The 20810-nt window shown below is 54.3% G+C and carries 23 protein-coding genes; 9 read left to right on the forward strand and 14 right to left on the reverse strand.

From position 1 onward, the window contains the following. Positions 1-364: 364 nt before the first annotated feature. The 6 genes from pgpA to nrdR all read right to left on the reverse strand — a co-directional run bounded on the left by pgpA (position 365) and on the right by nrdR (position 4469). A complete protein-coding gene (pgpA, locus tag ABLV11_RS01180) occupies positions 365-880 on the reverse strand; it encodes a phosphatidylglycerophosphatase A (RefSeq protein WP_004099462.1) in 516 nt (171 codons plus the stop codon). Next, positions 861-1835 carry a thiamine-phosphate kinase gene (thiL, locus tag ABLV11_RS01185; protein WP_004099460.1) on the reverse strand — a complete coding sequence of 325 codons (975 nt, stop codon included), beginning with the start codon at positions 1833-1835 and terminating at the stop codon, positions 861-863. Before thiL ends, pgpA begins: the two co-directional genes overlap by 20 nt. A gap of 74 nt (positions 1836-1909) precedes the next feature. Beyond that, on the reverse strand, positions 1910-2329 hold the full coding sequence (gene nusB, locus ABLV11_RS01190; RefSeq protein ID WP_004099457.1) for a transcription antitermination factor NusB: 420 nt from the start codon (positions 2327-2329) through the stop codon (positions 1910-1912). A 19-nt stretch (positions 2330-2348) separates the two neighbouring features. Next, positions 2349-2819, reverse strand: a complete 471-nt coding sequence (gene ribE, locus ABLV11_RS01195; protein ID WP_003021575.1) for a 6,7-dimethyl-8-ribityllumazine synthase — start codon at positions 2817-2819, stop codon at positions 2349-2351. Between the two features lie 93 nt (positions 2820-2912). Then, positions 2913-4016, reverse strand: coding sequence for a bifunctional diaminohydroxyphosphoribosylaminopyrimidine deaminase/5-amino-6-(5-phosphoribosylamino)uracil reductase RibD (ribD, locus tag ABLV11_RS01200; RefSeq protein WP_017146519.1), 1104 nt, complete (start codon positions 4014-4016; stop codon positions 2913-2915). Between the two features lie 3 nt (positions 4017-4019). Continuing rightward, entirely contained in the window at positions 4020-4469 is a 450-nt protein-coding gene (gene nrdR / locus ABLV11_RS01205) for a transcriptional regulator NrdR (RefSeq protein ID WP_004099449.1), read from the reverse strand. 147 nt (positions 4470-4616) lie between these two features. Between nrdR and ABLV11_RS01210 the strand changes: the two genes are divergently transcribed. Together ABLV11_RS01210 and ABLV11_RS01215 are read left to right on the forward strand one after the other, a co-directional pair. Then, positions 4617-5159, forward strand: coding sequence for a DUF3251 domain-containing protein (locus tag ABLV11_RS01210; RefSeq protein WP_004099446.1), 543 nt, complete (start codon positions 4617-4619; stop codon positions 5157-5159). Positions 5160-5454: 295 nt separating this feature from the next. Further along, positions 5455-6339, forward strand: coding sequence for a nucleoside-specific channel-forming protein Tsx (locus ABLV11_RS01215; RefSeq protein WP_049127581.1), 885 nt, complete (start codon positions 5455-5457; stop codon positions 6337-6339). Positions 6340-6382: 43 nt separating this feature from the next. Here the strand turns inward: ABLV11_RS01215 and ABLV11_RS01220 are convergent, their stop codons facing one another. The 8 genes from ABLV11_RS01220 to queA form a co-directional block, all read right to left on the reverse strand. Continuing rightward, positions 6383-7072 (reverse strand): YafY family protein, encoded by a 690-nt coding sequence (locus ABLV11_RS01220; protein WP_004099434.1) that lies wholly within the window; start codon positions 7070-7072, stop codon positions 6383-6385. Between the two features lie 14 nt (positions 7073-7086). Further along, positions 7087-7452: a VOC family protein gene (locus ABLV11_RS01225; RefSeq protein WP_004099432.1), complete on the reverse strand. Its 366-nt coding sequence runs from the start codon at positions 7450-7452 to the stop codon at positions 7087-7089. A gap of 64 nt (positions 7453-7516) precedes the next feature. Next, positions 7517-8908, reverse strand: a complete 1392-nt coding sequence (locus tag ABLV11_RS01230; RefSeq protein ID WP_126488591.1) for a M24 family metallopeptidase — start codon at positions 8906-8908, stop codon at positions 7517-7519. 117 nt (positions 8909-9025) lie between these two features. After that, positions 9026-9997, reverse strand: coding sequence for a protein translocase subunit SecF (secF, locus tag ABLV11_RS01235; protein ID WP_004099428.1), 972 nt, complete (start codon positions 9995-9997; stop codon positions 9026-9028). Positions 9998-10007: 10 nt separating this feature from the next. Beyond that, a complete protein-coding gene (secD, locus tag ABLV11_RS01240) occupies positions 10008-11855 on the reverse strand; it encodes a protein translocase subunit SecD (protein ID WP_071530320.1) in 1848 nt (615 codons plus the stop codon). A 27-nt stretch (positions 11856-11882) separates the two neighbouring features. Continuing rightward, complete coding sequence (gene yajC / locus ABLV11_RS01245) at positions 11883-12215, reverse strand: preprotein translocase subunit YajC (protein WP_004099423.1); 333 nt, start codon at positions 12213-12215, stop codon at positions 11883-11885. A gap of 22 nt (positions 12216-12237) precedes the next feature. Beyond that, entirely contained in the window at positions 12238-13365 is a 1128-nt protein-coding gene (gene tgt, locus ABLV11_RS01250; RefSeq protein ID WP_004099421.1) for a tRNA guanosine(34) transglycosylase Tgt, read from the reverse strand. 196 nt (positions 13366-13561) lie between these two features. After that, a complete protein-coding gene (gene queA / locus ABLV11_RS01255) occupies positions 13562-14626 on the reverse strand; it encodes a tRNA preQ1(34) S-adenosylmethionine ribosyltransferase-isomerase QueA (protein ID WP_004110978.1) in 1065 nt (354 codons plus the stop codon). Positions 14627-14884: 258 nt separating this feature from the next. On the opposite strand from queA, the gene acpH reads away from it, so the two are divergent. From acpH to fba, 7 genes are all read left to right on the forward strand, one after another. After that, positions 14885-15466 (forward strand): ACP phosphodiesterase, encoded by a 582-nt coding sequence (gene acpH / locus ABLV11_RS01260; RefSeq protein ID WP_023320426.1) that lies wholly within the window; start codon positions 14885-14887, stop codon positions 15464-15466. A gap of 170 nt (positions 15467-15636) precedes the next feature. Further along, a complete protein-coding gene (locus ABLV11_RS01265) occupies positions 15637-16239 on the forward strand; it encodes a peroxiredoxin (RefSeq protein ID WP_348855119.1) in 603 nt (200 codons plus the stop codon). A gap of 458 nt (positions 16240-16697) precedes the next feature. Next, positions 16698-17141 carry a PTS sugar transporter subunit IIA gene (locus ABLV11_RS01270; RefSeq protein ID WP_126489690.1) on the forward strand — a complete coding sequence of 148 codons (444 nt, stop codon included), beginning with the start codon at positions 16698-16700 and terminating at the stop codon, positions 17139-17141. Between the two features lie 5 nt (positions 17142-17146). Beyond that, positions 17147-17434: a PTS sugar transporter subunit IIB gene (locus ABLV11_RS01275; protein WP_004099415.1), complete on the forward strand. Its 288-nt coding sequence runs from the start codon at positions 17147-17149 to the stop codon at positions 17432-17434. A 20-nt stretch (positions 17435-17454) separates the two neighbouring features. Further along, complete coding sequence (locus ABLV11_RS01280) at positions 17455-18846, forward strand: PTS ascorbate transporter subunit IIC (RefSeq protein ID WP_004099414.1); 1392 nt, start codon at positions 17455-17457, stop codon at positions 18844-18846. Between the two features lie 68 nt (positions 18847-18914). After that, positions 18915-19877 carry a PfkB family carbohydrate kinase gene (locus tag ABLV11_RS01285; RefSeq protein WP_004099413.1) on the forward strand — a complete coding sequence of 321 codons (963 nt, stop codon included), beginning with the start codon at positions 18915-18917 and terminating at the stop codon, positions 19875-19877. A gap of 29 nt (positions 19878-19906) precedes the next feature. After that, positions 19907-20767, forward strand: coding sequence for a class II fructose-1,6-bisphosphate aldolase (gene fba, locus ABLV11_RS01290; protein WP_224329855.1), 861 nt, complete (start codon positions 19907-19909; stop codon positions 20765-20767). The last annotated feature ends 43 nt before the right edge of the window (positions 20768-20810 follow it).

A 20810-nucleotide genomic window follows, 5' to 3' on the forward strand; every position in this document is an offset into this window, starting at 1 on the left:
GCCTTACCGGGCTACGAGTTTTCCACCGTCTGCGGGACAGTAGCCCGGACAGGTGCGCAGCACCGCCTCCGGGAAATTACGCCACTCTGCGCTTTGCTCCCGGGGACGGCGCAAAGCGCCTTGCCCGGGCTACGAGTGCTTCACCGTCTGTGGGACAGTAGCCCGGACAGGTGCGCAGCACCGCCTCCGGGAAATTATGCCACTCTGCGCTTTGCTCCCGGGGGCGGCGCAAAGGGCCTTGCCCGGGCTACGAGTTCTCCACCGTCTGCGAGACAGTAGCCCGGACAGATGCGCAGCACCGCCTACGGGAAACGCCGGCTTACGCGAACTCCTGACGGTACACGCCAGGCGGGCCGCACGGCCTTTAGAAAAGCCCAATTGGCCAGTGGTGGCCAATGACGTACAGCACCCCGGCGGAAATCACCCCGGCGACGATATCATCCACCATGATCCCCATCCCGCCGTGGATATTGCGGTCGAACCAGCGGATAGGCCACGGCTTCCACATATCAAAGATGCGAAAAATCACGAACCCGGCGGCAACCCACTGCCAGTCCATCGTCGGCAAAGCCATCAGCGTAATCCACATCCCGACAAACTCGTCCCAGACGATACTGCCGTGATCGTGGGTACCCATATCTTTCGCCGTACGGTGACAAATATAGACGCCGATGCAGATACTCATCATCACCACCAGCGAATAGAGCTGCCAGGGAATAAAGGTCAGCAAGTACCAGAAGGGAATCGACGCCAGCGACCCCATCGTGCCGGGGACCACGGGGCTAAGACCGCTGCCAAATCCCGTTGCCAGCAGATGCCAGGGGTTGCTCATCTTCAGCCGGCTTTTCGCCACATCTCTACTACGCGCCAAAATGGTCATACCCCTTAACGTCCAGCGTTACCGGCTTGCCCTCACGGGTGAATTGCAGGCCTTCCGATTCAGGAACGATCTGTCCAATACAGGTAAAACGCGCGCCGAGATTGGCAAGCGCCACGTCCAGCGCCCCGCGGTTGAGTTCAGGTACGGTAAAGCACAGTTCATAATCTTCACCGCCGGCGAGCGCCCAGCGCAGCGCCTGCTCCTTATCCACCTGGCGCAGCATCGCATCCGAGAACGGCATTGCATCAAGGTCGATGCGCGCGCCGCAGCCGCTGGCGTTGAGAATATGCCCCAGGTCGGAAATCAGGCCGTCGGAAAGATCGATGGCCGAATTCGCCAGATCGCGCAGCGCCTGACCCTGCAGAACCCGCGGCAGCGGGCGCAGATGACGCGCCAGGAGGTAATCCGCGTCGGTGGCATCTTCCACCTGCAGCCGATCCTGCAAAATCGCCAGGCCAGCAGCGCTGTCTCCCGGCGTGCCGGTGACGTAAATCCAGTCGCCATGCTTTGCCCCGGAACGCTTCAGCGCGCGTCCCGTTGGCACATAGCCGTGAATACCCAGCGTCATCGCCAGCGGTCCGCGAGTAGTATCGCCGCCAATGAGCTGCATATCGTAATAGTTAAGCTGTACGAACAAGCTGTCGCTAAAGGCTTCAAGCCAGGCTTCGTCCGCTTCCGGCAGGGTCAGAGCCAGCGTTAACCACGCCGGTTCGGCGCCCATCGCCGCCAGATCGCTTAAATTTACCGCCAGCGCTTTATAGGCGAGGTCGGCAGGGTCGATGTCGGGTAAAAAATGGTTTCCCGCCACCAGGGTGTCGGTGCTGATTGCCAGCGTTTTTTTCTCGGGGATATTCAGGAGCGCGCAGTCGTCGCCAATGCCGGTTTCAACATCAAGACGTGCGCTTTTTACGCGATCAAAATAACGGGCAATCAGGGAAAATTCGCCGCATGCCATACGTTATGCCTCAGAAAAAGAAAAGAATAAGGCCGGTTTGCAGAAGTGAGACTCTGCAAATCCGGCCCTGGAGTTTACTTTTTGTTGGGACGAATTACCGGAGCAGCTTTGTCCAGCACGCCGTTGACAAACTTGTGGCTATCTTCAGCGCCAAAGGTTTTCGCCAGTTCAATGGCTTCGTTAATCGCAACTTTGTACGGTACATCGCTACGCTTTGACAGCTCAAACAGCGCGATACGCAGGACCGCCTTTTCCACCTGACCCAGCTCATCGAGCAGACGAGAAAGGTACGGCTTCATCAGGCCGTCGAGATACGCGCTGTTAGTCGCCACTCCGGACAGCAGCTCGCGGAAATACAGAACGTCGACATCTTTTACATCCTGTTCCGCCAGGAACTGGTATTCGACATCAGCAATGTCGTTTTTGGACAACTGCCAGGAGTAGAGCGCCTGGACAGCACACTCACGGGCGCGGCGACGAGCAGCAGGTTTCACGGAATTCCCCTTACAAAAATCAGGCCTTGATGGCTTTCAATACGTTAATCATTTCCAGCGCGGTCAGCGCTGCTTCAGCGCCTTTGTTACCGGCTTTGGTGCCAGCGCGTTCGATGGCTTGTTCAATACTTTCTGTGGTCAGAACACCGAAGGCTACCGGGATTCCGCTGTCCTGAGCGACGTGCGCCAGGCCATTGCTTGCACCGCCAGCCACATATTCAAAATGCGCAGTGCCGCCACGGATAACGGTACCCAGCGCAATCACCGCGTCATACTTACCGGTTTTCGCCAGTGCGTCAGCCGCCAGCGGCAGTTCGTACGCGCCTGGAACCCAAACAACGGTAATGTTTTCATCTTTAACCTGGCCAATACGCTTCAGGGCGTCAATCGCACCTTCCAGCAGGCTGTCGTTGATAAAGTTGTTGAAACGCGCAATGGTGATGGCGACGCGAGCGTCCGGGGTAGCAACGTTAGCTTCAATAATGTTCATACTCTTCCTTCGGGTTCAGTTCATTTGGCCCCGCAAGGGGGGCGGATTCTATCATAATAATCGGCGCACTGCTTTCCCTTTTGATCGGGGAAATCAAGCGTTCACTAAATGCAGGCAAATATCCGGGCCTACATGACGTATCTCGTTGAATTTGAAATGGGGTGCTTGCGCTAGTTTCTCAAGCCCCGGCAGCGCGCATAATCCGCGTGCATCGCTGCCTAACAGTTTAGGCGCAATATAGACGATAAGCTCATCCACCAGCCCGGCTTGCAACAGCGCGCCGGCAAGCGTTGGCCCGGCCTCTACCCAGATCGAGTTAATTTGCTGTTTGCCCAGCTGCATCATCAATAAAACCAGATCCAGCCGACCGTTATGCTCCGGCACCAGCAGAGTACGTACGCTCTCCGGCCACTGCCGTTCATCTTCACGGGTGCGGGCAAACAGCGTTTCGCCCGCCTGCTGCACGATACGGTGCTGCGGCGTGACGCGATTGTGGCTATCAATAACGATGCGTAAAGGCTGGCGCAGATTTTCCTGCGGGTACAGCGCCTGGGTTTCAGCGTTGAGCTCGTCCCAGCGTACGGTCAGCGCCGGATCGTCCGCCAGCACCGTCGCGCTGCTGGTCAGAATAGCGTGGCTTTGCGCGCGCAGGCGCTGGACATCACGCCGCGCCTGCGGTGAGGTGATCCACTGGCTCTCTCCGCTGGCCATCGCCGTGCGGCCGTCCAGCGATGCGCCCATTTTTAGCTGGATCCACGGAAAGCCGGTGCGCATGCGCTTGAGAAAACCTTTATTCAGCGCTTCGGCTTCATTCATCATCAGCCCGTGGCTGACGTCAACGCCATCCTGCTGCAAGCGGTACAGACCGCGCCCCGCGACCTGGGGATTGGGGTCCTGCATTGCGGCAACGACGCGGGTTACCCCTGCGGCAATTAGCGCTTCGCAGCACGGCGGCGTACGCCCGTGATGGCTACAGGGTTCCAGCGTCACGTACGCCGTCGCGCCCTGGGCTTTTTCGCCCGCCATGCGCAGCGCATGCACCTCCGCGTGCGGTTCACCGGCGCGATAGTGAAAACCTTCGCCGGCGATCTCGCCATCTTTGACAATCACGCAGCCGACATTCGGATTTGGGTGAGTCGTGAAGCGTCCGCGCGCAGCCAGCTTCAGCGCTCGCGCCATGTATATTTCGTCCTGCATGGATCAGTCCTGTAAGCGGGCGATCTCTTCGCCAAACTCTTTGATATCTTCGAAACTGCGATAGACGGAAGCGAAGCGGATATAGGCCACTTTATCGAGCTTTTTCAGCTGTTCCATCACCAGATTGCCGATCATTTTGCTCGGCACTTCACGTTCGCCAGTTCCGCGCAGGTGGGTTTTAATGTGGTTAAGCGCCATTTCGACGTCATCTGAGCTGACCGGACGCTTTTCCAGTGCTTTAAGCATGCCGCTGCGCAGTTTGTCCTCATTAAAAGGCTCGCGCACGTCGTTGCTTTTTACGACTCGCGGCATCACCAGCTCCGCCACTTCAAACGTCGTAAAGCGTTCGTTGCAGACCAGACACTGGCGGCGACGACGCACGGAAGAGCCTTCGCCCACCAGACGTGAGTCGATAACCTTGGTATCTACGGCGAAACAGAAAGGGCAATGCATAGCGCGTCCTGACAAGTAGTTAAACTAACAGGTAGTTTACCGCGAAGTGACCCGACAACAAAGAAAGAGCTTTTGAGACAAAGGATCTATAGTGCGTTTAGCCGAACGATCTACCATTAAGCATCCTCTGTTAACGGAATCTCGACTATGACAAGACGTTATTTAAAGCTGGCCATTGTGGGTAGCATTTTCACCCTTAGCGCCTGCGCGCAGCAAAGCGAAATTCGCCAGATGAACCAGAGCGTGAGCACTCTGAGCAAAGAGATGACCCAGCTCAATCAGCAAACGGTAAAAATTACTCAGCAAAACGTTCTGAACGCGAAATCAAACAGCGGCGTATACCTGCTGCCGGAGGCGAAAACGCCAGCTCGCCTGAAAAGCCAGATTGGTACCCTGCGCATGTCGCTGCTCAATATCGCCCCGGATGGCGACGGTACCCGCCTCACCCTGCGCATTCAGGGGGAATCAAACGATCCGCTGCCGGCCTTTAGCGCGACGGTCGCCTCCGGGCAGATCAGCGGCACAACCGATAGCTACCAGGAGGTTAATGTACAAAATCAGCTCATTAGCGCTCCGGCAAGCGTCCTGGCGCCGAGCGATGTCGACATTCCGCTGCGCCTGAATGGCGTGACGCCAGAGCAGGTTGGCTTCGTTCGCATCCACGATATTCAGCCCGCCAGTATGCAGTAATGCCGTCTGCCGGATGCGTTCAACATCCGGCATTTTTCCGCTGTGCAAATCCACTTACAGATTTCCCGATCGGTTCACTAAAAATTGACAGGAATTATGAATTTCGGTGGCATTTCGTCAAGAAATGCATAAAATCGTGAACGCAATCGATTACCTATGTCTTCGTTATGTGAAACAACACATATTTTTGTGAGCAATGATTCCTATAATAGACGCCACAGAAATACGAAATATTTAGAAACGCTACGGCGATTCTTTTAACGCCTTCAGGCTTAATTTAAACAGTGGCATCATTATGAAAAAAACATTACTGGCAGCTGGCGCAGCTCTGGCGCTCTCCGCATCTTTCTCTGCCAGCGCGGCAGAAAACGACAAACCGCAATATCTGTCTGATTGGTGGCACCAGAGTGTGAACGTGGTGGGCAGCTACCACACTCGTTTTGGGCCGCAGATTCGTAACGATACTTATCTGGAATATGAAGCGTTCGCTAAGAAAGACTGGTTTGATTTTTATGGCTATATGGATGCGCCGGTATTCTTCGGCGGCAACACCGACGCGAAAGGTATCTGGAACCACGGTTCTCCGCTGTTTATGGAAATTGAGCCGCGCTTCTCTATCGATAAACTGACCGGTACCGACCTCAGCTTCGGCCCGTTCAAAGAGTGGTATTTCGCCAACAACTATATCTACGACATGGGCCGCAACAAATCCGGTCGTCAGAGCACCTGGTATATGGGTCTGGGTACCGATATCGATACCGGCCTGCCGATGAGCCTCTCCCTGAACGTCTATGCGAAATATCAGTGGCAAAACTATGGCGCATCTAACGAGAACGAATGGGACGGTTACCGTTTCAAAGTGAAATACTTTGTGCCGCTGACCGATCTGTGGGGCGGTTCACTGAGCTATATCGGCTTCACCAACTTTGACTGGGGCTCCGATCTGGGCGATGACAACTCTTATGATTTGAACGGTAAGCATTCACGCACCAGCAACTCCATCGCTTCCAGCCATATCCTGGCGCTGAACTACGATCACTGGCACTACTCCATCGTGGCGCGTTACTTCCACAACGGCGGCCAGTGGGCGGATGACGCGAAACTGAACTTCGGCGACGGCGACTTTAACGTCCGCTCTACCGGCTGGGGTGGTTATTTCGTGGTCGGTTACAACTTCTAATCGGCCCGATTATCCCCGGCAAATGCGCCGGGGATAATTAAAGCTAACGCTCTTCGCACCTTACCTTACGCAAGAAATCACTCAATGAACGATCGGCTCGTTCGCTGAAATGACGCCCGGTGGCGGAAATCTCCAGACAGCGGTCGAGACGGAAACAGCGATAATCCTCACGCAGCTCGCACCAGGTCACCAGCAGCCAGCGCTCGCCCCAGAAAAAAAGCCCCAGCGGCAGCACTTCTCGCTGCGACTGATTTCCCGCTTCATCACGATAGCGCAGCGCGAGCGCCTGCTGAGCGGAGACCGCCCGATGCACCAAATCAAACTGATCTTTGCTATAGCCCTGGGAACCAAAGTCCGGTGCGAACAGCCGCGACTGCTCGGCCTTACGTCGGCTCTCCGCGGGCAATATCGCCAGCACCTTTTCCTGCGCCGATTCCAGCGCCCGGGACAGCGACGCGCCGCCCCAGGTTTGCAGTAGCCGAATAGCGGCTATCAGCGCTTCCGATTCCTGGGTTGTCAGCATTAACGGCGGTAGATCATAGCCCGCCAGCAGCCGATAGCCGCTTCCGGCCTCTCCCTCAACCGGAACCCCGGAAAGCGAGAGATCGCGAATGTCGCGGTAAATAGTGCGCTCTGACACGCCAAGCCGTTCGGCCAACAATCCGGCGGTGGTTAATCTCCTCCCCCGCAGGATCTGCACGATTTGAAAAAGACGGTCGGCGCGTCGGCTCATTTTTGTTATCTCATTTATGCGGGTTGATGCAAACCAATCCGATTCCCCTCACTATCGATAAACAGGGCAATCGTGCCGATATCGTCCGCCAGCTCAAAGGGGCCAAAAACGCAGCTTCCGCCCGCAGAGTTGACGCGTTCTAGCGTGGCCGTCAGATTATCGGTATGCAGATAGATAATGCATCCCTGATCGGAGGGCTTAACGCTATCAAACTTTGCCAGCGCACCGCCGGGAGCCGGGTCCTGATAAGGAAATACGGCCATTTCGGCACACTCCATATTTTCCCGTTTCAGCGTGACCTGCATCACCGGCTCGTAAAACGCCACGGCACGATCCATATCGGCAACCGGGATCTCAAACCAGTTAATGACGTTGTTCATACTTCCTCCTGTCCATTGTTTGGGTTCAGGAGGAGTGTATGACAGGCCTACTGACAGCATTGTGTCAGCATGGTGCGCAGACCAGCGCGCGCTCCGGGCTAAGCAGCCACGGACGCAGGTAGCCGACGGTACTGGAGAAAGGCAGCACCTCTTCAGGAAGCGCAATGCCAAGCCGATTGCCGATATACGATCGTCTGGCGACAATGCGCTGCCAGAGCTCGGGGTAACTTTGCGCCAGCTCCCGACGCAGCGCGCTGTCGGCAAGCGCCACGGTATCTTCAATGCTTGCGCCGCCGTAGCCCGCTCGGGAAGGAATAATGTCGATCTGCAATATCATTCCGCTTTGCAGACAGGCGGCTGAATGGGGGCCAATGGGCGAGCAGAGCCACTCTTCATCCGCGACCAGATGCCCCGGATTCAGGTGCCAGTGATATTCCGCCTTCGGCAATACTCGCTCGATCAGGGCATACATATCGCCGCCGCGCATGCCGATGCGCAGATTTTCCAGCCAGTTCACCACCGCGTTGAAATAGGGCTTCGCCACTACGTCCAGATAATCAGCCACCTCAGGCGCCAGTTCACTCTCATCGGCCACCACGTAGGCGGCGCGGCTGCTCAGGCCGCCTTTAAAACTGGTGGTGAGCGAGAATTTATCTCCACGCTGGATAGCTTTATCGCTGGGGTAGAGATTCGCTCCGGCAAAGCGATCGCCGGTGGCGGCAATCATCACCACGCTATTCGCTTGCCCTTCCGCCGCCAGCAGCGCGCCGATTTGCTTTTCCGTTTTTCCCGGCGCAATGGCGTTAAGCGCGGTCAGAATCGCGGTTGAGGCGAGATTAGCACCGTACTCATAGTGCGCCAGCTCGTTGGCATTATTGGTGATTCGCGCTCCGCTTGCCGGGTCGATAAAAATGCCGGTGGCGTTGGTTATACTTGCCTGCGGCCCGGCTGCCTCGCGAATAGCGTCAACGATAAAGGCGGGCAGATCGAACATCCGCGCGCGGTCATCAACCGCGCTGGTAAAGAGCTTCCAGCCCGCGAGGCCAATTCTTTTTCCCCCCGCAACGCCCGCCTCCTGAAACAGCTGAGCCAGCGTTTTGCGGGATTCCATCGGTTGATTGGGCAGCGAAAACCACGGGGCGTGAATCACACGATTTTCCAGCCGCGCGTAGCTTGCCAGCTTCAGGTTCTCGTTACCCAGTACCAGCACCGCCTCACCGTCCCGATGCACTACCAGTAGCGCCTCTTCGAAACGGGGAATAAAACCGGTGAGATACTCAAAGTTGCCGCCGTGCTCTTTATCGGCATAGATGATAAGCGTATCCAGCCCTTGCTGCCGCATATTCGCCAGCACCTTCGCTTTGCGCTGGCGCAGCGTGTCGTCGTTAAGCGTGACGGAAGGCACATCGTACCAGAGCGGGGGTTGAGGAACGGTGGAAAGAGTTACGACAGCCATCGGCATTTCTCCATGTCATTTAGCGCTGATACGGGAGAGTAACCAAAATCCGGCCGGTTGTAATAAAAAAAAATCCCGGCCTTGCGACCGGGATTCGTTTATCAATGCACGATTGCCTTACGGCAGAATTGACGGCTGATCCGCCCCTTCTTTCTCGACTTTCTGCTGCAGCATGTGCTCGCGCTTCATGCCCAGCTTGAGCGCCAGCGCGGACGCAACGTAGATAGAAGAAGCCGTACCGATGGAGACACCGATCAGCATGGTCAGCGAGAAGCCTTCCAGAATCGGGCCACCGAAGAGATACAGCATCAGGATAACCATCAAGGTCGTCCCGGAGGTGATCAAAGTACGGTGCAGGGTCTGCGTCAACGACACGTTAAAGATTTCGTACGGCGTACCGCGGCGAATCTTGCGGAAGTTTTCACGAATACGGTCAGATACCACGATACTGTCGTTCAGCGAGTAGCCGATAACCGACATCAACGAGGCCACAATGGTCAGGTCGATCTCGATATGCAGTAGCGACAGCACGCCCATGGTGATCACCACGTCGTGCGCCAGCGCAATAACAACCCCTGCCGCCAGGCGCCACTCAAAGCGGAACCCTACGTAGATCAGGATACACACCAGCGCGGCTATCAGCGCCAGCGCACCGGTCTGCGCCAGGTCTGCGCCGACGCTCGGCCCCACAAACTCAATACGCTTGACCGTCGCATTCTGGCTGGTCGATTCGTTAATCACGTTAACGACCTTGCTGCCCAGCTCCTGGCTGCCGTTGGCGTCATGTACCGGCGGCATACGCACCATGATGTCGCGGCTGCTGCCAAAGTTTTGCAGCTGCGGCTCTTCGAAGCCCGCCTTCTGCAGCGACTGGCGCACCTGATCCATATCGACAGGCTTTTCGAGGGTGATCTCAATCACCGTACCGCCGGTGAAATCCAGACCCCAGTTAAACCCGCGCACGCCAATGATAATAATGGACAGAATCAGCAAAAAACCTGAAATGCCGAAGGCCCAGTAGTCCCAGCGCATAAAGTCCCAGACTTTACGGCCGTGGTTCAATTGTTCAACAGTATATTCCTGTGCCACAACGCACTCCTCAGATAGACAGCTTTTTAACGCGCTTGCCGCCGTACAGCAGGTTCACGATGGCACGGGTGCCGACGATAGCGGTAAACATTGAGGTCGCAATACCGATACCGGTGGTAATCGCAAACCCTTTAATGGCACCGGTACCGACCGCGTACAGGATAATGACTTTGATAAGCGTCGTAATGTTGGCATCAAAGATGGAGCTAAACGCGCCGCGATAACCTTCGTCAATCGCCTGCTGCACGGAACGCCCGTTGCTCAGCTCTTCTTTAATACGTTCGTTAATCAGAACGTTCGCATCGACCGCTACCGCAAGGGTTAACACGATCCCCGCAATCCCCGGCATAGTCAGCGTCGCCCCCGGAATCAGGGACATAATGCCGACAATCAGCACCAGGTTGGCAATCAGCGCCGAGGTCGCAATCAGGCCGAACTTCTTGTAGAAGAAGATCATAAACAGAATAGAGACCACCAGACCGGCCAGACAAGCTTCCAGGCCCTGTTTGATGTTCTGCATCCCCAGGGTTGGGCCGATAGTCCGTTCTTCAACAATCTGAATCGGCGCAATCAGCGCACCTGCACGCAGCAGCAGAGAGAGCTGACGCGCTTCGGTCGCATTGCTGATGCCGGTAATACGGAAGCTGTTACCCAGACGAGACTGGATATTGGCGATGTTAATCACCTCTTCCTCTTTCGCCAGAATCGCACGACCGTTGGCATCTTTCTTACCGCTGTCTTTGTACTCCACGAACAGGGTCGCCATCGGTTTACCGATGTTGTCCTTGGTGAAGTTAGACATGATGTTGCCGCCAGCGCTATCGAGGGAGATGTTAACCTGCGCCTGGTTGTACTCATCCATGCTCGATGTCGAGTCGGTGATGTGGTCACCGGTGAGGATCACGCGCTTGTACAGCACAACCGGCTGGCCTTCGCGGGTATATTTCACTTCAGAGTCGCCCGGAACGCGACCGGAAGCCGCTGCGGCGCTATCAACGTTAGTGTTAACCAGACGGAACTCCAGCGTCGCGGTCGCGCCAAGAATCTCTTTGGCTCGCGCCGTGTCCTGGATACCCGGCAGTTCAACCACAATACGGTCGGCGCCCTGACGCTGAACCAGAGGTTCGGCAACGCCCAGCTGGTTTACACGGTTACGCAGGATATTGATGTTCTGCTGTACGGCGTATTCGCGGGCTTCTTTCAGACGGTCGTCGGTCATCACGGCTTTCAGGCCAGTGCTGCCCTGAGCGGAAATAACCAGATCGCGATGACGAGGGCTAAGGTAGGAGATAGCCTGGTCGCGCGCGGCGCTATCGCGGAAGGCGATGCTCAGGCCGTAGTTGTCTTCTTTACGCACGGTCGCGTAAGGAATGCCTTTATCACGCAGTTCGCTGCGCAAGCTGTCGATGTTTTGTTCCTGCAGCTTGCTCAGCGCGGTATCCATGTCGACTTCCATCAGGAAGTGCACGCCGCCGCGCAGGTCAAGACCCAGCTTCATCGGCTCGGCATACAGGGCCGCCAGCCAGCGCGGGGTTGCCGGAGCAAGGTTAAGCGCCACGACGTATTTGTCACCCAGCACGCCCATCAGCGCTTCGCGCGCGCGCAGCTGGATATCAGTGGTGTCGAAGCGCGCAAGAATTGCGCCCTCTTCCAGTGCCACAGACTTCGCGGTAATTTTTTCTTCTTGTAGTGTTTTCTGGACCTGGATCAGCGTTTGCTCACTGGCGGCGACGCCGCGCGCGCCAGTGATTTGAACGGCCGGATCCTCACCATACAGGTTGGGAAGCGCATACACTAAGCCGACGACAATAACGACGACCAGCATGACGTACTTCCACAAAGGATAACGGTTTAACACGGCAGTTCCCTTAGGGAAAATGGGTAATTACAGCGCCTTCATGGTGCCTTTCGGCAGAACGGCAGCTACGAAGTCACGTTTGATAACCACTTCAGTGGTGTCGTTCAGTGCGATAGCGATGTATCCGCTTTCGGCAACTTTAGTGACGCGCCCAACCAGGCCACCGTTCGTCAGCACTTCATCGCCTTTAGCGATGGAGTTCATCAGGTTTTTATGTTCTTTGGTGCGTTTCTGCTGTGGACGCAGGATCATGAAGTAAAAAATCAGACCAAACACCACCAGCATCAGGATCAGAGACATCGGACTGCCCTGCGCCGCGCCACCGGTTGCTGCTACCGCATCAGAAATAAAAAAGCTCATTGAAATTCCCTCATTATTAAAATTAGTCAACGTTCAAAGGTGGAACGGTTCGACCCTGACGTTGGTAAAAATCGGTCACGAAGCTCTCTAATTTACCCTCTTCGATAGCCTTGCGTAAACCAGCCATTAAGCGCTGATAGTATCGCAGGTTATGAATGGTATTGAGACGCGCGCCCAATATTTCGTTGCAACGGTCGAGATGATGCAAGTAAGCGCGTGAATAGTTGCGACACGTGTAGCAATCGCACTCCGCATCCAGCGGCGAAGTATCGCTCTTATGCTTCGCGTTGCGGATTTTCACCACGCCGTCGGTGACGAACAGGTGGCCGTTGCGCGCGTTGCGCGTCGGCATGACGCAGTCGAACATATCGATCCCGCGGCGCACCCCTTCGACCAAATCTTCCGGCTTACCGACGCCCATCAGGTATCGCGGTTTGTCGGCCGGGATTTGCGGGCAGACGTGCTCCAGAATACGATGCATATCTGCCTTCGGCTCACCGACAGCCAAACCGCCGACAGCGTAGCCATCAAAGCCAATCTCTACCAGACCTTTAACAGAGATATCACGTAAATCTTCGTAAACGCTGCCCTGAATGATACCAAACAGCGCGTTTTTGTTGCCGAGGCCGTCAAAACGGTCGCGGCTGCGCTTCGCCCAGCGCAGGGACATTTCCATTGAGCGCTTAGCGTAGTCCCAGTCCGCCGGATATGGCGTACATTCGTCGAAGATCATCACGATGTCGGAGCCGAGATCGTACTGAATCTCCATTGATTTTTCCGGATCGAGGAAAATCGGATCGCCGTTGATCGGGTTACGGAAGTGCACGCCCTGCTCGGTGATTTTGCGAATATCGCCAAGGCTGAAGACCTGGAAGCCGCCGGAGTCGGTGAGGATCGGCCCTTTCCACTGCATAAAGTCGTGCAGATCGCCGTGCAGCTTCATGATCTCCTGACCAGGACGCAGCCACAGATGGAAAGTATTACCGAGGATGATTTGCGCGCCGGTCGCTTCGACTTCCTCCGGCGTCATCCCTTTTACGGTGCCGTAGGTGCCAACCGGCATAAAGGCTGGCGTTTCAACGACGCCGCGCTCAAACACAAGACGGCCGCGACGCGCGCGACCATCGGTAGTATCTAACTCAAATTTCATTATCACTCCTGCGTCAGAAAAACAGTCTGACGTTTAACGATTCGCTACGGAATGATTCCATAGCTAATAAATTCCTGAAGGCGTCATCGGCGCAGCCAGTTTGCAATCGCTCAGCGCACAGCCACCGGAGCGTACGCCATGTCCGTGAGAATGGCGATTACTGCCTGGCGTCAAAATGGCGAGTGAGATCGCCTTCTTAGGGACGCTCAAAAATAGCCTGCGGATTGTACGTGATAAACATCGCGTCACCGTAGCTAAAAAAGCGATATTTTTGTTCTACCGCAGCCTTATAGGCGTTCATCGTATGCTGATAGCCGGCAAAAGCAGAGACCAGCATAATCAGCGTCGATTCAGGCAGATGGAAGTTGGTCACCAGCGCATCGATGACTTTGTACTGATAGCCCGGGTAGATGAAAATCTGCGTATCGTTGAAGAAAGGCTCAATCAGGTCGTTTTTTGCCGCCTGCGCCGCGCTTTCCAGCGAACGCACCGACGTCGTCCCGACGGCAATCACCCGGTTGCCGCGCGCTTTTGCCGCCAGCACCGCATCGACCACCTCCTGCGGCACTTCGGCATATTCAGAGTGCATGATGTGATCTTCAATGCTGTCTACGCGCACCGGCTGGAAGGTTCCGGCCCCAACGTGCAGCGTGACGAAGGCCATCTCCACGCCTTTTTCACGAAGCTTCGCCAGCAGGGGCTCATCAAAGTGCAGGCCGGCGGTTGGCGCGGCAACGGCGCCCGGTTTTGCGCTATAGACGGTCTGATACAGCTCGCGGTCGGCGTCTTCGTCAGGACGATCGATATACGGCGGCAGCGGCATATGGCCGATAGCGTTGAGAATATCCAGCACGCTGCGCGCGTCATCGAACTCAACTTCAAACAGCGCGTCGTGACGTGCAACCATGGTCGCTTTAATACTTTCATCGTCGCCGAGCAGCAGTTCTGCGCCCGGTTTCGGCGCTTTCGAAGCGCGAATATGTGCCAGAATACGCTTATCATCGAGCATGCGCTCAACCAGCACTTCAATCTTGCCGCCGCTGGCTTTACGGCCAAACAGACGGGCCGGGATCACGCGGGTATTATTAAATACCAGCAGATCGCCAGGGTTGAGCTTATCGAGTAAATCAGTGAAAGTACCGTGCGTCAGCGCGCCTGTCGGCCCGTCTAAAGACAGCAAGCGGCAGCTGCTGCGCTCAGGCATCGGATAGTGGGCAATCAGGGATTCAGGTAATTCAAAGGAAAAATCGGCAACGCGCATGACGGTAACTCAGACTTAATAAAGAGGCGGGTAGTCTAGTGCCGTGAGGTTATCCCTGCAACCTTTACCCCTCGGGATGAATAACATAATCTATACACAAAATCATTCAAGATGCATCGAAACAGCAACTGAGTGAGTGACAAGTCTGTCAGGAACAGATTTGAACGCCGCGCAGCGGCGGCCCGTAAGGGCCAGTCTCATGGATGAGACGAGTAACTCAGCAGCCAACAAAGAGGCAGTTTGAAGGATGAAGTTTATATGAATTTTCTCGCGCACCTGCATCTTGCTCATCTCGCCGATAGCTCCCTTTCCGGCAATTTGCTGGCCGATTTCGTTCGCGGCAACCCCGCTGATGAGTGGCCGGCTGACGTCGTGGAGGGCATCTTTATGCACCGCCGGATCGATGTGCTGACCGATAACCTGCCGGAAGTCACCGAAGCCAAAGCGTGGTTCCGCGCCGAAACGCGCCGGGTTGCCCCCATTACGCTGGATGTGATGTGGGACCATTTTTTGTCACGCCACTGGGCGCAGCTGTCGCCGGAACTGCCGCTGCCGGAGTTTGTCCGCTACGCTCACGCCCAGGTCACGCCGATCCTCCCAGCCTCCCCGCCGCGCTTTATCAATCTCAATGACTATCTGTGGTCGGAGCGCTGGCTTGAACGTTACCGGGATATGGATTTTATTCAGCGCGTGCTGAACGGGATGGCCAGCCGCCGCCCGCGACTCGATGCCCTGCGCGACTCCTGGCAGGATCTGGATACCCACTACGATCGCCTTGAGCGGCAGTTCTGGCGCTTTTATCCGCAGATGATGACGCAGGCGGAAAAACGCGAACTATAAATGATTGCGCTTTTGGCGGAAAAGGCTATTCTGAAAAGCGCTTTTAAATAACGATTGATAGGCAAAAACTATCTCAGCGATTGTCAGCGTCGCGTTGAGTTCCCCCGCCCCTCTCCCTATACTTGCCCGCGTTGCGTTCCAATTAACCTTAGTATTAACAGGAGAATCATATGGTTCTGGTTACTCGTCAGGCTCCGGACTTCACCGCGGCAGCAGTTTTAGGTAACGGCGAAATCGTTGAGAAATTCAACTTCAAACAGCACACCAGCGGTAAAGCGACCGTTCTGTTCTTCTGGCCGATGGACTTCACCTTCGTTTGCCCGTCCGAACTGATCGCTTTTGACAAACGCTACGAAGAATTCCAGAAACGCGGCGTCGAAGTGGTTGGCGTTTCTTTTGACTCCGAGTTCGTCCATAACGCATGGCGTAATACTCCAGTGGACCAGGGCGGCATCGGCCCGGTGAAATACGCGATGGTTGCGGACATCAAACGCGAAATCCAGAAAGCGTACGGTATCGAGCACCCGGACGAAGGCGTTGCCCTGCGCGGTTCCTTCCTGATCGATGCCAACGGCGTTGTTCGCCACCAGGTCGTTAACGACCTGCCGCTGGGCCGTAACATCGACGAAATGCTGCGCATGGTTGACGCGCTGCAGTTCCACGAAGAGCACGGCGAAGTTTGCCCGGCGCAGTGGGAAAAAGGAAAAGAAGGGATGGCCGCTTCTCCGGAAGGCGTGGCTAAATACCTGTCCGAGAACGTTTCCAGCCTGTAATCGGCAAACGTTCAGTAAAAGGCTCGCAGATGCGGGCCTTTTTTGTTTTTACCGCCTGGAGTTACCCACTCGCCACAGCTTTTTAACTCATCAGCATACAAATATTGATGTCACGAATAAGTAAGATCCTCCGTCAGGGCCTTTTTTGCTATCTCGTTCAAACTTTGTAAAAAAAACCGCCCAATATTTGTGATGAGTATTACATTTCTTCATTTAAAATTCAGCGATTTAACCATTGGCTCCTGCTCCCATTTTCTTACCGGCAAAAAGAAAAAACACAACCAATTGATATTAAACAAGATAATAAAAAACCTCAGAACCGATAAAGTAATTCACTTTTGCCGTCAGTGTGATCTACTTCAATATTTAAAAATCCATCTGTGATCTAACCCATAATTTTTATTGATATATTTGGTCATGATCGAGTTCAAGAATATGAACCCAGTAAGGATTGGATGATGGATATTATTTTTAACGCTGAACTGGTTGCGCTTAAGCAGGATATTTCCAACGCCGTACAGGGTATCGAATTCGCCGGAAAGCTGCTGACTCAACAAAATATATGTCATCCGGAATATGTGAATGAAATGGTCGAGGTCTATCAGGATTTTGGTCCCGCCATTGTTATCGACTACGGCCTGGCGATACCTCATGCCCGGCCAGAAAAAGGCGCCTTGCGCACGGGCTTCTCTTTAGTCACCAGCAGGCAGCCAATCGTCTTTGGCCATGAGGAGTTTGATCCGGTTAACGTCATCATCGCCATCGCCGGCGCGGATGCCGATAGCCACATAAAAATGATTCAGCTAATAGCCTCGCTGATTGAGTCCGACATTGTGACCTTCCTTCAGCAGGCCAATGATATCGATTCAGTATTACATTTCATCCAACAACAAATGGAGTAGTCATTATGTTAGTTATCAGAACAGTTTGTGGTAACGGTATTGGCAGTTCATTAATGGCTGCGAATAATGTCAAAAAGATCTGTGATGAATTGGGTATTAAAGCCGACGTCGCCTCCGTTGATTTTGCCAACGCTGTTGGAGAAAAAGCTGACCTTTACGTCACAATTAAAGAGCTGGCAAACCAATTTCCTGCGCATTGTAATGTCGCCATTATTCGCAGCTATGTGCATAAAGCGAAAATCGCCGAGGATATTACCGAAGCACTCACCAAAATTGCTGCGACTCACTCTTAATCATTATTGAGGGAACGATCATGCAGGCTATTCTTAGTTTCTTATCGGAAATATTTAGTCAACCCGCATTTCTGATGGGGATTATCGCATTTGTCGGTTTAGTGGCGCTGCGCTCCCCCGGAAATAAATTACTCACCGGCACCTTAAAGCCTATCCTGGGCTATTTAATGCTAAGCGCCGGCGCAGGGGTTATCGTTGCTAACCTCAATCCGCTGGGTGGGATTATCGAAGCCGGGTTTAATATCCGTGGCGTTATTCCTAACAACGAGGCCATTGTCTCCGTCGCCCAGAAGGTGCTGGGCGTAGAAACCATGAGTATTCTACTGTTAGGTTTTATTTTTAACCTGCTTATTGCCCGCTGCACTAAGTATAAATATATCTTCCTTACCGGCCATCACTCTTTCTTCCTCGCCTGTCTGTTCTCAGCGGTGCTACAGGCGGCGGAATTCCGCGGCTGGATGCTGGTGCTCATCGGCGGATTCCTGCTCGGCTCATGGTCGGCGATTTCTCCGGCCATTGGCCAGCGCTATACCAAGCAGGTCACCGAAGATGGCGGTATTGCGATGGGACATTTTGGTTCTCTGGGCTACTACATTTCAGCGTGGATCGCCACCAAAACCGGCAACCCGGCGAACTCGTTCGCCGATACCGAAATCTCAGAGAAATGGGGCTTTCTGCGCGATACCACGGTCACCACCGGGATCGTCATGTTCGTCATCTACTTTGTATGCAGCGCCGTCGCCGGTAGCGAGTATCTCAGCACCATTACGGATCAAAATATGCTGATCTTCTCTGTCCTGACCGGCCTGCAGTTTGCGGTTGGCGTCGCTATCGTCTACAACGGCGTGCGGCTGATCCTCGGCGATCTGGTACCGGCGTTCCAGGGAATTAGCCAGAAGCTGATCCCCAACTCCATCCCCGCCGTTGACTGCGCGGTATTCTTCACCTTTAGCCCGACCGCGGTCGTCGTCGGCTTTATCAGCTCGTTCATTGGCGGACTGGTCGGCATGCTTTTTCTTGGCGGATTGGGTATGGCGCTGATTATCCCGGGCATGGTGCCGCACTTCTTCTGCGGCGGCACCTCCGGTGTTTTCGCCGATAAGCTGGGCGGTAAACGCGGCTGCATCATCGCCTCATTTATCGGCGGTATCTTCCTTGCTTTCCTTCCGGCGATGCTGCTGCCGGCTCTGGGTAATCTGGGCTTTGAAAATAGCACCTTCGCCGACTTCGACTTCGCGGTTTGGGGCATCATCATCGGCAACGCTTTCACCCAGTTTGGCCAGATTACTATCTATTTGATTTGTCTGGCACTGATCGTCGCACTGCTGGTGCCATTCTGCTTTCGTTCAGTTCGCGTGGTCGGTGACACGCTCAGCTATGAGGAGCTCACTGCGGATAAGAAAAATGAATAAGCGGTTTCATTTTTCCCTGCGGGAAGGAACCTCTCTTCCCGCAGCTGACAAAATAATCAGGAGTGGTTATGGCTATCTTGTCCATCGGGTTTTCATGTTTTGATCAGTTTTTCTTTTTAAATGAATGGCCGCAGGAGAATACCAAAAATTTCTGTCACGACTTTATTGAAAGCGGTGGCGGGCCGGCAGCGAATGCGGCATGGCTGTTGGGGCTATGGGGGGAGGATGTCTATTACATCGGCCATCTGAATCAGGATCTTTACGGCCAGCGAATTATTGCTGAATTTGCCGAAGCGGGCGTTGATACCAGTCAGGTGGTCTTTTCTGATGAAATGATCACCCCCCTGGCTTCGGTGCTGGTCAATCGCCTGACGGGTTCGCGGACGATCATCACCCGTAAAATGCAGACGCCGCCGTCGCTGACCTACGATCAGAAGCTCAAGCTCGATGATTTAGCCGAACGGCTCATCGCCGCTGAAGAACCGGTAACGCTATTAGTGGATGGCCATGAAGCCGAGATCAGCGAGTATTTAATTAAGAAACTGCCAAACGCTCGGGTAGTCATGGATGGCGGCTCACTACGCGCCAGTAATATTAAGCTGGCGGCCTGGACCGATTATTTTGTGGTCAGTGAACATTTTGCCCGAGACTATATGGGATATCGCGCCCTGAGTACAGAAGCAGAAATTAAGGCGGCGCTCATTGAGCTTAATAAAATTTGCCGCGGCGAAGCCTTTATTACCCTTGGTGAAAAAGGCTGCGCATTTTTAAAGAGCGGGATGCTGCAAATAGTTCCCTCCTGGCTGTGCAATGCTGTTGATACCACCGGCGCGGGAGACGTATTCCATGGCGCTTTTACCTACGGCGTTCACTACTCCTGGCACATTGACAATATTATTTTATTCGCCAGCCTCACCGCCGCTATTTCTATTGAGAAAAAAGGTGTACGTGAATCGATGCCGGATCTTGCCGTCGTTCACAATTCTTTAAATAGCTATGAAAGAAACTTAAAGCAATATTTTGATGAATGATTACTATTAATTAATAACACGAGGTGACTATGTTAGTTTCTATGAAGGACATGCTTCAGCATGCCCTACGGGACGGTTATGCCGTAGGGCAATTCAATATTAATAATCTTGAGTGGGTCGGCGCTGTATTAAGTACCGGACAACAGCTGCGCTCGCCAATTATTTTAGGCGTTTCCGGCGGTACGGTGAAACATATGCTGGGATTAAAATGTATTCATGACATCGTGGTCAATGCCATGGATTATTTACATATTGATATTCCGGTGGCTTTGCATCTGGACCACGGTACCACCCGCGAGGCCTGCGAGGCGGCTATCGAGGCCGGATTCAGCTCCATTATGTTTGACGGCTCGCATCTGCCGTTCAGCGAAAACCTCGCCATCACTCGCCATCTGGTTGCGCTGGCGCACAGCAAAGGCGTCTCCGTCGAGGCGGAGCTGGGGACGATTGCCGGAAGCGAAGATGGCATCGTCAATTCGGCGGTCATCTACGCCGACCCTGAGGAGTGCTACACCCTGGTGAAAGAAACTCAGGTTGACTGCCTGGCGGCGGCGCTGGGTTCGACCCATGGACTGTATAAAGGCAAAGCCAAACTGGGTTTTACGGAGATGAAAGCCATTTCTGAGCGAGTCAATGTTCCGCTGGTCCTGCACGGCGGTACCGGTATTGCCGATGACGACATGCGTAAAGCCATCGCCTGCGGTACGGCCAAAATCAACGTCAATACCGAAAATATGTACGCCTGGTGTCAGGAGGTGAAAGCCCTGTTTGCCGCCGATACCGGTCATGACGTGAACGACCCGCGCAAAGTGATTAATCAGGGACTGAAACCAGTACGCGAAATGATTGCGCGGCGCATCGCGCTTTTTGGTTCACAGAACCGCTATTAAAAAACGGAAAGACAAGCGCTTTCGTCAGGAAGGGAACCCGCCG

This window comes from Klebsiella sp. GW_Kp181 (assembly GCF_040062315.1).
Classification (GTDB): domain Bacteria; phylum Pseudomonadota; class Gammaproteobacteria; order Enterobacterales; family Enterobacteriaceae; genus Klebsiella; species Klebsiella oxytoca.